This window comes from Bacteroidota bacterium, assembly GCA_018266755.1.
In the GTDB taxonomy this organism is placed as follows: domain Bacteria; phylum Bacteroidota; class Ignavibacteria; order Palsa-1295; family Palsa-1295; genus JAFDZW01.
The window spans coordinates 1187751-1201163 of record JAFDZW010000005.1 but is presented as its reverse complement, the minus strand read 5'-3'; the positions used below and the strand labels follow the sequence as shown (position 1 = coordinate 1201163).

10 protein-coding genes are annotated in these 13413 nt (G+C 55.6%); 8 read left to right on the top strand and 2 right to left on the bottom strand.

What is annotated here, in order from left to right:
• Positions 1-171: 171 nt before the first annotated feature.
• The 5 genes from JSS75_09745 (at position 172) to JSS75_09725 (ending at position 7654) form a co-directional block, all read left to right on the top strand.
• The gene (locus JSS75_09745; protein ID MBS1903975.1) at positions 172-2190 is read left to right on the top strand and encodes a T9SS type A sorting domain-containing protein; all 2019 of its coding nucleotides are present in this window, start codon (positions 172-174) and stop codon (positions 2188-2190) included.
• Positions 2191-2469: 279 nt separating this feature from the next.
• Positions 2470-4557, top strand: a complete 2088-nt coding sequence (locus JSS75_09740) for a T9SS type A sorting domain-containing protein (protein ID MBS1903974.1) — start codon at positions 2470-2472, stop codon at positions 4555-4557.
• A 48-nt stretch (positions 4558-4605) separates the two neighbouring features.
• Positions 4606-7158, top strand: coding sequence for a cation-translocating P-type ATPase (locus tag JSS75_09735; GenBank protein ID MBS1903973.1), 2553 nt, complete (start codon positions 4606-4608; stop codon positions 7156-7158).
• 50 nt (positions 7159-7208) lie between these two features.
• On the top strand, positions 7209-7415 hold the full coding sequence (locus JSS75_09730) for a 2-oxoisovalerate dehydrogenase (GenBank protein ID MBS1903972.1): 207 nt from the start codon (positions 7209-7211) through the stop codon (positions 7413-7415).
• Positions 7412-7654 carry a type II toxin-antitoxin system HicA family toxin gene (locus JSS75_09725; protein ID MBS1903971.1) on the top strand — a complete coding sequence of 81 codons (243 nt, stop codon included), beginning with the start codon at positions 7412-7414 and terminating at the stop codon, positions 7652-7654. The genes JSS75_09730 and JSS75_09725 overlap by 4 nt, the downstream gene beginning before the upstream one ends.
• A gap of 19 nt (positions 7655-7673) precedes the next feature.
• Here the strand turns inward: JSS75_09725 and chrA are convergent, their stop codons facing one another.
• Positions 7674-8819 carry a chromate efflux transporter gene (gene chrA, locus JSS75_09720; protein MBS1903970.1) on the bottom strand — a complete coding sequence of 382 codons (1146 nt, stop codon included), beginning with the start codon at positions 8817-8819 and terminating at the stop codon, positions 7674-7676.
• A 192-nt stretch (positions 8820-9011) separates the two neighbouring features.
• On the opposite strand from chrA, the gene JSS75_09715 reads away from it, so the two are divergent.
• Complete coding sequence (locus JSS75_09715) at positions 9012-9770, top strand: DUF1211 domain-containing protein (protein ID MBS1903969.1); 759 nt, start codon at positions 9012-9014, stop codon at positions 9768-9770.
• A gap of 32 nt (positions 9771-9802) precedes the next feature.
• Here the strand turns inward: JSS75_09715 and JSS75_09710 are convergent, their stop codons facing one another.
• On the bottom strand, positions 9803-10522 hold the full coding sequence (locus tag JSS75_09710; GenBank protein ID MBS1903968.1) for a hypothetical protein: 720 nt from the start codon (positions 10520-10522) through the stop codon (positions 9803-9805).
• 318 nt (positions 10523-10840) lie between these two features.
• On the opposite strand from JSS75_09710, the gene JSS75_09705 reads away from it, so the two are divergent.
• Both JSS75_09705 and JSS75_09700 read left to right on the top strand, forming a co-directional pair.
• Positions 10841-12535 carry a CTP synthase gene (locus JSS75_09705; protein MBS1903967.1) on the top strand — a complete coding sequence of 565 codons (1695 nt, stop codon included), beginning with the start codon at positions 10841-10843 and terminating at the stop codon, positions 12533-12535.
• Positions 12536-12613: 78 nt separating this feature from the next.
• Positions 12614-13366 carry an RNA methyltransferase gene (locus JSS75_09700; protein MBS1903966.1) on the top strand — a complete coding sequence of 251 codons (753 nt, stop codon included), beginning with the start codon at positions 12614-12616 and terminating at the stop codon, positions 13364-13366.
• Positions 13367-13413: the final 47 nt, after the last annotated feature.

The following is a 13413-nucleotide window of genomic DNA, read 5'->3' as shown; positions in this document are numbered from 1 at the left end:
TTGTGGATGAGGGTTGCATAATCTCATGAGTATCGATCGCGACCTACGAACGTAGATACCTCGGCCTTATCCGGCCCAGAAAATTACTCTGCTGCGTCCAGAAGAGTTGCTCTAACACTCTCCTCGATTCCAGTTGGAATGTTTGAAGGAAAGAGGCACAATTGAAACACCATGTTTAAGTCTCTGCTGCGTCTTGCGTTGGTTTGTACTTCGGTGTGTGTCACCGGATCTATGGATGGGCATGCCCAGTGGGTACAAACATCGGGCCCGTCGGAAGCCTCGCTCTCGGCCTTTGCGACTAAGAATGGAATGACGATCTTTGCGGGTTCTTATAACGATGGCCTCTTTGTGTCAACGGATGACGGAGTAACTTGGTCATCGACTGGCAATGGGTTAAAAGACACAATGATTACTTCGTTGGCTATTCTCGGCAACGACCTGTTTGCGACAAATGCGAACGGTGTTAATCGTTCAACGGACAATGGCGCAACATGGACCCCAATGAACGCGAATCTACCAGTCTATATGTTCACGAGAAACACGTCAGCACTATTTGCAGTTGGTAGTACGCTGTATGTCTGCCCTGACGAAGGGATCTATGCATCGACGGACCTCGGAGTGAGTTGGACTCGCCTGGTACCTGGTCCCGAAACGCCTAATGACAATGTCTGGCAGATTCTCGGTAACGGAGCCTACTTGTTAGCGACAACAGAGTCCGGCATTTTTCGATCGATCGACAGCGGAGCCACCTGGATACAAGTGGATACGTGCCATGTCAATCATGTCTCATCGATGGGCTCGATTTTGTTTGCCACGACCACCACAGATAGGTTCATCCTTCGCTCTTCAGATAGTGGGAAAACCTGGGTACATGTAGTACCTGACGTATCGATGGCGATTACCGAAATGAGTGTCTCAGGCTCTGATCTATTCACGGTATCTTATGACGGTTTGTATAGATCGACCGACCAAGGAGTTCATTGGATTGCAACTCGTTTTCCCCCGATACTACAAAATGATACTTATGGTTACGGGCTTATATCAACTTCCGAAGCGCTGATCATTGTCACGAATGGGCGTGGTTTGTTTCGTACAACTGACCAAGGTGTATCATGGAGTGGTGTTGGTCCAGCAAATACCCTCATCTATAGTGTCGCGTCGACCAGTTCCGTGCTCTTTGCTACGTTGAGGAGCTGGAATTACGCCCCGGACGGGCTGTTTACCTCATCCGATGACGGGTTGACTTGGGAAGCGGAAGGTACATCCGGCATCATGACGCTTGCTGCCATGGGTCGGAATGTGTTCGGAGGTTCTCTCTGGGACGGCCTCCATATCCTCGCTGGCAGCGGAGCATATGACTTCTTAGGTTGGCAGGGCGAGAACATCGTCCGAAGTAGTGGTACTATATTGGTGTATGTCAGTCCGCACTATGGGGTAAATTTTTCGTCCGATAGCGGACAAACCTGGTCGTTAGCACCGGCGGGTATCTACCCGGACTTCGGCTATGATTCACTTTTGATTGGCACCGATAGTTTGAATCACGTTCTTCGTTCGACAGATCTTGGAAACTCATGGACGAACGTCTTGGGACTTCCAGACTCCCCACAGTATACGATGGCAATGAGCGGATCTGTGATCGTTGCAACAAATGGAACAGGTATGTATCGTTCTACCGATGGTGGAACAACATGGAGTGATGCTCATAACGGGCTCCCGAATGCAGGTTTGAATGTTCTCGCTGCGAACGTAGCCGGAGTAGTTGTCGCAACCGAACGCGGGGTATTTCGGTCGACGAATGGCGGCGTCAGTTGGGGCAACTGGAATATCGGACTTGGTACCGATACAGTCACATGCCTTTCGATCAACGAGAGATATATCTTTGCCGGAACTCAGGGGCAAGGTGTCTGGCGCCGCCCAATTTCGGATTTGTCTTCCGTACCGCCGCCGATTCGTATGGAGAGCGTTGTGTTATTTCCCAACCCCACAGCAGGCACAATCACGATTCACAATGCACCGGATGACATCGAACGCATTTCCATCATGAACGTCCTTGGCAAACAAGTGATGGACATTCCGAATGTGTATGGCAGCGACGCAACACTCGATCTGTCGAACCTGAGTTCGGGGGTGTATTATGCTCGGATCGTGACTCAACGCTCTACTACGACGAAGATGATCGTGCGAGAGTGATCTCATTCCGACTGACAGCACTCATTGTTTATTATTGAAAATCCTGAATGAACGATGAGCAGGCGTTCTCAAGACTCAGCAGAGAATGAGATGGTGTTGAGTTGTCGTATAATCGTCCCATCGTACGTTCCTGTTCGGTGTCCCTGGCTTCACCATCACGACGGGTATTGATACACAAATGTTATTGTCGAGGTAGGCCGGTAGCAATTCGGCGGGGGCGGTGTATTGGCACTAATTATTGTGAGAGGTGGTTGCCCAAAATCGAACATTTTGTATGCTATGAATCACACGCTTCGCAGTCTTGCGGTCACATCGATTTGTCTTGCGTTGGTCTCAACGCTGCATGCCCAGTGGAAACAACTCCCCGGTTTGTATGGCGGCAACATCACTCAGATCGTTTCGATCGAGGACACCGTATTCGTTCGCGGGGATAATGGCGGAGGGATTTTCCGATCTACTAATGCAGGTGCATCATGGGAGTCGGTGACCTACGGCTTGGGTTCGGGTGTGGTCCGCTCGATGGTGGTCTCGGGAAGTCGCTTGCTGGCCGCAACGCCTGTGGGTTTGTATCTGTCTGACGATCGTGGACGGACTTGGGTAAGAAATGGCTCTGCAGTTCGATCGAATGGGATGACCGCGAGCGAGGACTTGACAGGTATATCCTCATTGGCATCGGCGGGCTCGATCGTCTACGGTCTCTCGTTCTCTGGATCATTTTTTCGGTCCACAGATCGAGGCAATACTTGGACGGCACCGGCCGGACGCTTTTCGCCATCCCCGGCCTTCACGGTAGCAGCAATCGGCACGACGGTGTTGTGGTATGCTCGTGACCAAATATGGATGTCAATGGATACGGGAAATACTTTCAAGCCGTGGCCACCCGCTCGCGCTCTTGCCTACCCGTTCTCCTTTTTCGTCGATGGCACGACCGTTTATGCTTTCGGGACGAATGAAGATGGACGTTCATTCAGTATTCTCCGTTCGCTCGATGCAGGACAGACGTGGAACGATCTTGCAGTCCCGAACGGGCCCACGGGCGCAACAGCCTTCGTCGCGAATGGGGACGATATCCTTCTCAGTACGGAGTACGGTTGCTTCCGGTCAACTGACGGCGGCTCGACATGGCTCGATGTGCCTCAGTCAAGGCTGATTCCGAATGTGCTGTATCATCAGGGAAGTATGCTGTGGGCCGGCGATCAACGTTCGGCCGTGCTTCGCTCGACCGATGGAGGCTTGACGTGGGCAGAACGGAACGTAGGTATCGGATTGTCACAGGTCAAGCGCATGGCAATTTGTCGCTCGGCGCTCTTCGTTGCGGCATCGGACCGTTCGCCGGTGCGACGTACCTTCGATCTTGGTCAGCATTGGGTGACGGTCGGCGATAGTACCTATGCGGGCGCGAATGGGTTTCATGTTGAAGATTCGGTCTTGTACGTGGTCGGCAATACTTCGATCGGTCGAACGACCGACTTGGGGGAGAACTGGACGACGATCAACTCGCCGGGTTCGGTTGAAGTACTCACCAGGCTTGGCTCCAGATGGTATATCGGTGAGGGGTACACTACGAGTTACTCTTCAGACGGCGGGGTGGTCTGGAGTCCGCGCTTCCCTGATATTGGCGGTATGAAGACCGAGTTCGTTAGCCGCGGCGGCAGGTTATGGGTTGGCGCATCGGATGGGCTGCACTACTCGACCGATGGGGGTAATGAATGGCCCTTCGCTGATTCATTGCCAACGCAGCCAGTCACGTCACTATCCCAGACAGATGGCGCGCTCTTCGCAACGACCAGTGATGCTGCCGTGCGAAGCACAGACGAGGGGCGCTCGTGGCAGACGATCACCTTCGCGCCACCATTTCAGGAATATTATAGTATTCTCCCTGTCGGGAATGCAATCGCGCTCGCCGGCGGGAGTTCTGTGTATGTGAGCTACGATGGTGGGTCAAGTTTTGAGAGGGTATCGGAAGGACTGCTCGATGCCGAGGTGATTCAACTCACCACAGATGGCATGCGGTTATTCGCCGCAACCGCAGGAGCAGGGATCTGGTATCGCGATCTCTCCGAACTTGGGATCGCTGACGTACCCAAGAATGTAGATGTAGCTGCTGACATAGGTCGCATCAGCGTTGTCCCGAACCCTGTTGCAACGAACGGTATGATCACGTTTGGGCTGCCGGAATCGGGCCAGGTCCGGATCGAGTTGGTCGATGTGTTGGGCCGCACGGTGCAGCAGGTGTTTCAAGGCAGCCTCGAGGCTGGTGTTCATGAGATACCGCTCGATCTGTCGGTTTTGCGTGCCGGTACATATCAGTGCGTCTTGAGTTTCGGAAATAGGCAGTCGAGTGCTCCCGTTATCGTTAGCAAGTAGTTGCACTCAACCGAGGTCGGTGTAATCCATTTTGCGTAGTTTTGCACCATGGGCAGCAGCGAACCTGTGGTGAGGTTTGATGGTCTCGGCGAAGCGGAAGCTGCGCGGCGCTTGCGCGAGGAAGGGCCTAATGAGCTACCCTCGGCGAAGAAGCACTCGGTGCTGCAGACGGTTCTTGCAGTCCTCTCGGAGCCAATGCTCCTGCTGTTGCTCGGCTGCGCCGTTATCTATCTCGTACTTGCCGACATTCAAGAGGCGCTCATTCTGCTCGGGTCGGCGCTATTGATCATCGGTATCACCTTCGTTCAAGAGCGGCGGACCGAACGCGCACTCGAAGCATTGCGCGATCTCTCGAGCCCTCGTGCACTCGTCATTCGTGATGGTATTCGCAAGCGCATCGCCGGGCGCGATGTTGTTCGCGGCGATGTGGTCGTCCTTGCCGAAGGCGACCGCGTGCCGGCCGATGGCGGTGTGCTCGAGTGCGCATCGCTGCAGGTTGACGAGTCGTTGCTCACCGGCGAATCGGTCGCAGTGAGCAAAGCGGAATGGGACCGCAGCACCGCTCTGTTGCGACCGGGCGGGGAGAATCATCCGTTCGTCTATAGCGGTACGCTTGTTACAAAAGGCCGCGCGATCGTCGAAGTCCTTGCCACCGGCGAACGCACGGAGATCGGGAAGATCGGCACGCACCTCAAAGCGATCGAGCAGGAAAGCACGAAGCTGCAGGGCGAGATCCGGCGCATTGTCCGCGTAATGGCGGTCGCAGGGTTGGTACTGTGTCTGGCCGTGACGGTCGTCTTCGCGCTTTCGCGCGGCAACTGGCTGGGTGGTCTGCTCTCTGGGCTGAGCCTCGCGATGGCGATGGTGCCGGAAGAATTTCCCGTTGTGCTGACGATCTTCCTCGCGCTCGGCGCGTGGCGCATGACACAAAAGCGCGTGCTCACGCGCCGCATGCCTGTTCTCGAAACGCTCGGCGCAACGACGGTGCTGTGCGTCGATAAGACGGGTACGCTGACGGAGAACCGAATGGTCGTGCGCGAACTTCGTCTGGCGAACAACGAACGCTATATCGTTGGCGAACCCGCATCGCATCTCGGCGGTGACCTTCGCATGCTTGCCGAATGCGCGATTCTCGCAAGTCCGCGTGACCCGTTCGATCCGATGGAGATCGCCATCCATTCGCTCGGCGGCGAGCACTTCGAGAAGGAATCGTATCCCGGCGCAGAGTGGACGCTCGAAAAAGAGTATCCGCTCGATCCGTCGCTTCTCGCGGTGACAAATATCTGGAAGACGGATGTCACTGGCGATGGACGCGTTGTCGCTGTTAAAGGTGCACTCGAAGCGGTGGCGGAGCTCTGCGGCGCGCAAGGTGCGGAGCTCGAGCGATTGCATGCGATCGCAGCGGAGATGGCGAGCGAAGGGTTGCGTGTGCTTGCCGTCGCACGAGGCTCGCATTCGGCCGAAGCGCCCGAGAGTCCGCGGATGCTCTCGTTCGATTTTGTCGGTTTCGTCGGGCTCTACGATCCTCCGAAAGCAAGCGCCGCGGCGGCGCTCGCCGAGTGTTACAGTGCGGGAGTTCGAGTCGTGATGATCACGGGTGATTACCCCGCGACGGCAACGGCGATCGGCAAGCAGATCGGCATGCACGATGCAGAGTCGGTCATCACCGGTAGTGAACTCGACGCGATGAGCGACGAAACGCTTTCAACACGTATCGGCACGACCTCTGTCTTTGCGCGCGTGATGCCGGAGCAGAAGCTGAAGATCGTTCGTGCGCTCAAAGCGCGGGGCGAGGTCGTTGCGATGACGGGCGACGGCGTGAACGATGCACCTGCGCTGCGCGCCGCGAACGTTGGCATTGCGATGGGCGGCCGCGGGACTGACGTCGCGCGCGAAGCTTCGTCGCTCGTGTTGCTCGATGACGACTTTGCCAGCATCGTCGAAGCCATACGCAACGGCCGCCGCATCTTCGATAATTTGAAGAAAGCGATCGCATACATTTTCGCGATCCATGTGCCGACGGCCGGCATGACGCTGCTGCCGTTGCTCTTCGGGATGCCCGTCGGCCTGTTCCCGGTGCACATCATTTTCCTCGAGCTCATCATCGATCCCGCCTGCACGATCGCCTTCGAAGCGGAGCCGGAAGAAGACGATGTGATGAAGCGAAAACCACGACCGCCGAAGGCGCGGCTCTTTAGCCGACGCATGATCTCGTTAAGCCTGTTGCAGGGCGCTGTATCGGTGATCCTCGTATTCGGTATCTACGCGTACGTTCTCTCGCAAGGAAGGGGAGAGCTGGAGGCCCGGAGCCTCGCGTTCGCGACGGTGGTGTTCAGCAACCTGTGTCTGATCCTCACGAACCGTTCGTGGTCGGCGCCGATCTCGAAGCTCTTTAAGCGAAAGAACAAGGCGCTTGCCGGTGTGATCGGCGGTACACTCGTCCTGCTCGCGCTGGTGCTCTACGTGCCGTTTCTCCAACGCCTCTTCCATTTCCACACGCTGCACCCCGACGACCTCATCTTTTGCGTCGGCGCAGGCTTCGTGAGCATTTTGTGGTTTGAGTTATTGAAGGTGTTTCATCGGGTGAATCCGGAGGTGTAAGGAGGCTGGCCGCAAGTGAACCATCATGTTCCGTCGCTGTTGAATCAGGTATGAATGAGATCATATTTTTGGTCGAGGATGCCGTTGAAGGCGGCTACAATGCTCGTGCTTTGGGGGAGTCTATCTTTACCCAAGCCGATTCTCTTGAGGAGCTTCGACGGAATGTCCGAGAGGCAGTGGAGTGCTTCTACGGGGATGCGAATGCGCCCAAGATAATCAGGCTCCACTTCGTTCGGGAAGAAGTGCTCGACGCATGAAGCTGCCGCGTGATCTATCCGGCACGGATCTTGCGAAAGCGCTTCGCGAATTGGGGTATGTCGTCGTGAGGCAGCGAGGAAGTCACCTGATGCTGACGACTTCCGAGCACGGTGAGCACCACATTGCGATACCGTTACATGATCCTCTGAAGTTGGGAACGCTGATGGGAATCCTCAATGATGTGGCACAACATTTCAAGTTGTCTCGAGATGAGTTGAGCCGGCGACTCTTCGAGTAGACGCAACATTGTCCGTCGACTACAGTAGCAGTATCCCCAGTAGCCCCGCAGCGAGGATGATGACCGGTTCGGGGATCTTCCATTTGAACGTGAGCACGAGCGCGACGAGGGCGAAGGTGATCTCGATCGGGCCCATCGAAGAATGACGTGCAAGATTGATGATTGCTGAGGCAATGGCGCCAGTTGCGGCAGCGGTCACCCCTTTGATGAATGCCTGGAACGGAGCATTCTTCGCGAGCCGCTCATAGAGCGGCGTAAGGATCACGACGAAGAGATACACCGGCAGAAAGACACCGAGCGCCGCAGCGAATGCCCCTGGCATGCCGGAGATTAGGTAGCCGATGAATGCTGTCGTGATCACGAGCGGCCCCGGCGAGATCATCGACACCGCCACAGCATCCAAGAATTGCCGCTGCGTGAGCCAGTGATGGCCTTGGACGACACCTCCGTAGAGGAACGGCACGATCGCCATACCCGAGCCGAACACCACCGTGCCGGCTTGTGCGAAATACCAGAAGAGCTCGACAAAACCCGCGGTTGGCGGCAACGATGTGGCCGCAAGCATGAGCGCCATCGGATTGAACGAAAGGAGCTTCGCTCCGATCTGCTTCGGACTCATGCGCATGGTCCAGAGCATCATGAATACTCCCGCCGCAAGCAAAAGCCAGATAGGTTCGTTCTCCATCAACACCGCCGCAACGGCGGCTACGATGTAGATGCCCCACATCATTTTATCGTTGCCGACCGCAGTCTGCGTGAGTTTGTAGGTCGATCGGGCGATTACGCCGAGAACGGCGGCACTCACGCCTGCGAATGTGGCCTCCATCCAGTGCATCGCTCCGTATGCTTGATACAGCATGGCAAGGCCGACGACAATAATAAACGACGGCAGCACAAAAAAGAACGCAACAAGCGACGCACCCCACACACCCGAGCGAATATAGCCGATGTAGATCGCAAGTTGCGTTGCAAACGGACCGGGCGCCATCTTGCTAAAGGCAAGACCGCGGATGAACTCGTCGCGTGTGATCCACTTGCGCGATTCGACAAGGTCCCGATCCATGTACCCTGCGAGCGGCACAGGCCCTCCAAAGCCGATCGTGCCGAGCTTCAGAAAATAGAGGACGAGGCCTCGTAGAGAGTATGGTTGCGTGACGGTTTCCATCAAGGTCTCTACTAACAATCGTTGGGTGTAAAAGCGTTTGATATCGTAGTGTGATGTTTGGTTGGCCAGCCAGCATGTCATTCCGACCGAAGGGAGGAATCTGTAAAGGCGATATCTTGAAAATTGTCACTCCACCGATAAGTGACAGTCACTCCAAACCCCAGACCCCACTGTCGTATCTTCGCACGTACTATGATTTCCAAATTAGCAACCAAACATCATCTCTTCGTCGAACCGGGCTTTCAGTGGCGCGGTGACGAGATCAGTCGTATCGAAGGACTCTCGGATGCAGTGTTCGCGTTTGCCGTGACGCTCCTGATCGTCTCGCTCGAAGTACCGAAAAACTTCGAAGAGTTCTACCGTACGCTCGCTGGCCTGCCGAGCTTCGCGATGACGTTCGTGATGCTCATGTTCATTTGGTTCGAGCAGTATAAGTACTTCCGACGCTACGGGCTCCAAGACAAAAAGACCGTGATACTAACGATCGCGCTGCTCTTTGTCGTGCTCTATTATGTCTATCCGATGAAGTTTCTCTTCAATGCGATCTTCGCCCCGATCATCCATGCGATGTTCCCATCGATCTCCGGGTTGCAGCTGGAGGTCTTCACGTCGCCGGACGACGTTCGCAATCTGATGATCCTTTATAACGTTGGCGTCCTTGCGATCTACTCGATCTTCTATGTGCTCTACCGTCATGCACGACGCTTTCGAGAGGTACTCCACTTCAACGAGGTCGAACTCTTCGATACGAAATGGAGCATGTACGATGCCCTGTTCTTCATGATCCTCTCGACCCTCGGGCTCTCGATGGCGCTCATCGGTGGAGTTACGCTGCCTGCGCTCTCGGGGATGATGTACGGACCTGTGTGCGGACTGTATTTCACCATATCGAGTTCGTTCTCGGCCAAACGACGCGAAGCGCTGGTGAAGCAACACCAGTCGGCGCATTGACGCCACGACCTCCTCGCTGTGCCACGCTCCGGCTACCGGGCAAGGACAATACGGATACGGAGCGACGCGCTTGCGGGGAAGGGCGTCTGTATGCTGGAAATGCTCTCGCTGCTACCGGATCCCATGATCGTGCCACCGTAGTCCGCTGAAGTTGAGTGGTACATGCTGTCGAGTCGTGCTCGAAACGCTTCTCCATCGAGCGTCACGAACAGTGTGTCGGCGACTCGCGTGAACGGGACTGCCGTCACAACGAGCATTGCACCGCTTCCCGTCCAGGAGCTTGACGATCCACCTTGCTCGCTGGAGGACTCTCCATAATAGCTCGAATAGTCTGCATGAAAGAAGCGCAGTACGGCAGCGCTCGTATCGATTGAGGATCGGAACGCCATCTTAGTGCGACCATACCCACCTCTGGCGCCATAGGCATCGGAATCGCTGCACATCGAGACTGTGTCGTGATGGGTCAACGTGTCGCACGCCATCCACTTCGGGGAGGAGAGTATCACAAACGACACCGTGTCGTTGCGATAACTTGTGTCACGTACTTCGGCCTGACTCGAGGTGTGATCGTACGAAGACCTCTCCAATTGGAGCCGTGCAGGAACACCGCGTACCTCAACCGTTGCGCTAAGCAGTTTCGGTGCGGTCGGCCCGGTCTCTGTTTGGTCGGCGCTCACTTGGGACGATCGACACGAAATGAGTAACGCACTGACCGCGAGTACGGGTAGGAGGAGATAGCTGATTCGTTTCATAGGGTAAACCACTATATTAAACAAAACACGGTATGCATGGGAAGGTTGCTGACTCGTCTGGCAAAGCAGATAACGATCCTCCCGGCCTCACGTATTCTGATCGAGGTGATAGATTGGGGTTGAATTTATTTGGTATGTACCAACAGAATTCGAGACGCTGGGAGACAGGCACCAACTGTAATTGAAACAATCACTTCAGCCCTTTCAGTGAGCTCGGGATGAAGAAGAGAGTTACCCACAAACTTCCGTTATTGAAAATCACGACGTGGCAAGTTCGTATATTTGAGCCCGTACTTATTGTAAGGAATAGGAGTATTTTTGTCAAAGAAAGAGTACGGACGGCAGACCAAGTTCATCTTTATCACCGGCGGCGTTGTTAGCTCGCTCGGGAAAGGAATCGTCTCCTCCTCACTAGGGCTGCTGCTCAAATCCCGCGGACTACGCGTCACTATCCAAAAGTTCGATCCCTACATCAATGTCGATCCCGGCACGATGTCGCCGTACCAACACGGTGAGGTTTATGTGACGGATGACGGCGCTGAGACGGATCTCGACCTCGGCCACTACGAGCGTTTTCTCGACGTCTCGATGACGCGTGATAATAACACGACGACCGGCCAGGTCTATAACGAGGTGATCCAACGCGAGCGTCGCGGCGATTACCTCGGCGCCACGGTGCAGGTCGTGCCGCACATTACGGACGAGATCCGTCGCCGCATGATGCGCCTGGCCGAGACCGGCAAGTTCGACGTGGTCATTACCGAGATCGGCGGGACGGTCGGTGACATCGAATCGCTGCCGTTCCTCGAAGCGATGCGTCAGCTCATGATCAGCGTCGGCAAGCAGCATTGCTTGTCGATTCACCTCACGCTCGTACCATATATCTCGAGCGCCGGTGAGATCAAGACGAAGCCGACGCAACATTCGGTCAAGACCTTGCTTGAGATCGGGATCCAGCCCGATGTGCTCGTCTGTCGCACCGAAGTACACATTGACAAGGCCATCCGCCAGAAGATCGGTCTGTTCTGCAACGTCGATCCGCGTGCTGTTGTTGAAGCGCGTGATGCGTCGACCATTTACGAAGTCCCGCTGACGTTCGCCGAAGAGAAGGTGGACCAGATTGTGATGGAGAAGCTCGGCCTGAAGACATCGGCCAAGCTGGACATTGCAAAGTGGCGCAAGTTCGTCGAGAAGGTCAAGCACCCGAAGAAGTCGGTGAATATCGGCATTGTCGGCAAATACGTCCAGCTCGCCGATGCGTACAAATCCATCAGTGAAGCGTTCATTCACGCCGGGGCCGAGAACGACGCCAAGGTGAACCTCACGTGGATCAACGCCGAGGAGCTTGAGAGCAAGCGCGACCTCGCGCCCTACTTCAAGAACATTGACGGCATTCTCGTCGCCCCGGGTTTCGGCTCACGTGGTGTGGAAGGAAAGATCAAGGCGATCGAGTATGTGCGCAAGCACAAGATCCCGTTCTTCGGTATCTGCCTCGGTTTGCAGTGCGCGGTGATCGAATTCGCTCGCAACGTCTGCGGACTCAAGCATGCGAACTCGACCGAGTTCGTCGAGAACGGCGAGAACGTGATCGACATGATGCTCGACCAGAAGAAGGTCGCCACCAAAGGCGGCACGATGCGCCTCGGCAGCTACCCGTGCATTCTGCAGAAGGGTACACTCGCCAACAAGATCTATCACGACCAGTTTATTAACGAGCGCCATCGTCATCGTTACGAAGTGAACAACGAGTACCGTTCGACGCTCGAGCAGCACGGCCTCGTCTTCGGCGGTCTCTCGCCGGACGGCAAGCTCGTGGAGATGATCGAGCTTCCGGCGAAGGTGCATCCGTTCTTCGTCGCGGGCCAATTCCACCCCGAACTGAAGAGCCGCGCAACGAAGGCGCACCCGCTCTTCCGTGAGTTCGTCAAAGCAAGTTTGGAGCATAGCAACCATCACGCTTCATCGTCGAAAACCTCAGTCACTAAGAAGACCGCAACCAAAGCGAAACGCTAAGCACGGTTGAAGAAACAAACGACACCTGGCAATGCTGTGAGTGTGCCCCCTCCGCTTGCAAGGTCAGCATCCGAAGAATTGCGGAGTCTCGTCCGCGATGCTCGTTTGCGCTATGAACGCAAGGCATTCGTGATCGAGGGCCCGCATCTCGTAGAGCGTGCGCTCGAAGAATCGCCGAAGCAGATCGAATCGGCGTACTTCACCCGTGACGCGTTCGACAAACACCTCGCACTCGTCTCCCTTCTCGAGAAGAACCGCATCGAGTTGCACTCCGTCACTCCTCGTCAGGCAGAGCAGATATCCGATACCCGCACACCCCAGGGTATATTTGCGCTCGTTCGTATGCCCAAAGTGAAACCTTCGGTCGCTTCGGGTGTCATACTATTAGATGGGGTCCAAGACCCGGGAAATGTAGGGACCATTATTCGCGCCGCAGCGTGGTTTGGCATCGGGCGCGTGATACTCGCACACGGATCGGCCGATCCGTACGCGCCCAAGACCGTCCGAGCGACGCAAGGGGAGATCTTTTCCGTCGCCTGCGAACTGACTGATTCGGTCGGTGATACGCTCGCGCGGTTGAAGAAAGAAGGGCACAAAGTTTTCACTACGACTCTGTCGCCGGACGCGTGTTCCTTGTATAGCGAGGAGTTCATTGATAAGTTCGTGATTGTGCTCGGCAGTGAGGCCCACGGCGCAAGCCCAGAAGCGCTTGCGCAGGCAGACCGTCAAATAATGATACCCCGTATCGGCAGCGGCGAGTCGCTCAATGTGGCGATGAGCGCGGCAATCATCCTCTCGGAGAATGCGGCACGGAAATTGCGACATACGTAGAATTGTGGAAAAGTGAGCGTTGCAGAGTTCATTGTGAGCGTGTCTCT

Coding starts and splice junctions, on each gene's coding strand:
- JSS75_09745 (MBS1903975.1), top strand. CDS start 172: ATGTTTAAGTCTCTGCTGCGTCTTGCGTTGGTTTGTACTTCGGTGTGT.
- JSS75_09740 (MBS1903974.1), top strand. CDS start 2,470: ATGAATCACACGCTTCGCAGTCTTGCGGTCACATCGATTTGTCTTGCG.
- JSS75_09735 (MBS1903973.1), top strand. CDS start 4,606: ATGGGCAGCAGCGAACCTGTGGTGAGGTTTGATGGTCTCGGCGAAGCG.
- JSS75_09730 (MBS1903972.1), top strand. CDS start 7,209: ATGAATGAGATCATATTTTTGGTCGAGGATGCCGTTGAAGGCGGCTAC.
- JSS75_09725 (MBS1903971.1), top strand. CDS start 7,412: ATGAAGCTGCCGCGTGATCTATCCGGCACGGATCTTGCGAAAGCGCTT.
- chrA (MBS1903970.1), bottom strand. CDS start 8,819: ATGGAAACCGTCACGCAACCATACTCTCTACGAGGCCTCGTCCTCTAT.
- JSS75_09715 (MBS1903969.1), top strand. CDS start 9,012: ATGATTTCCAAATTAGCAACCAAACATCATCTCTTCGTCGAACCGGGC.
- JSS75_09710 (MBS1903968.1), bottom strand. CDS start 10,522: ATGAAACGAATCAGCTATCTCCTCCTACCCGTACTCGCGGTCAGTGCG.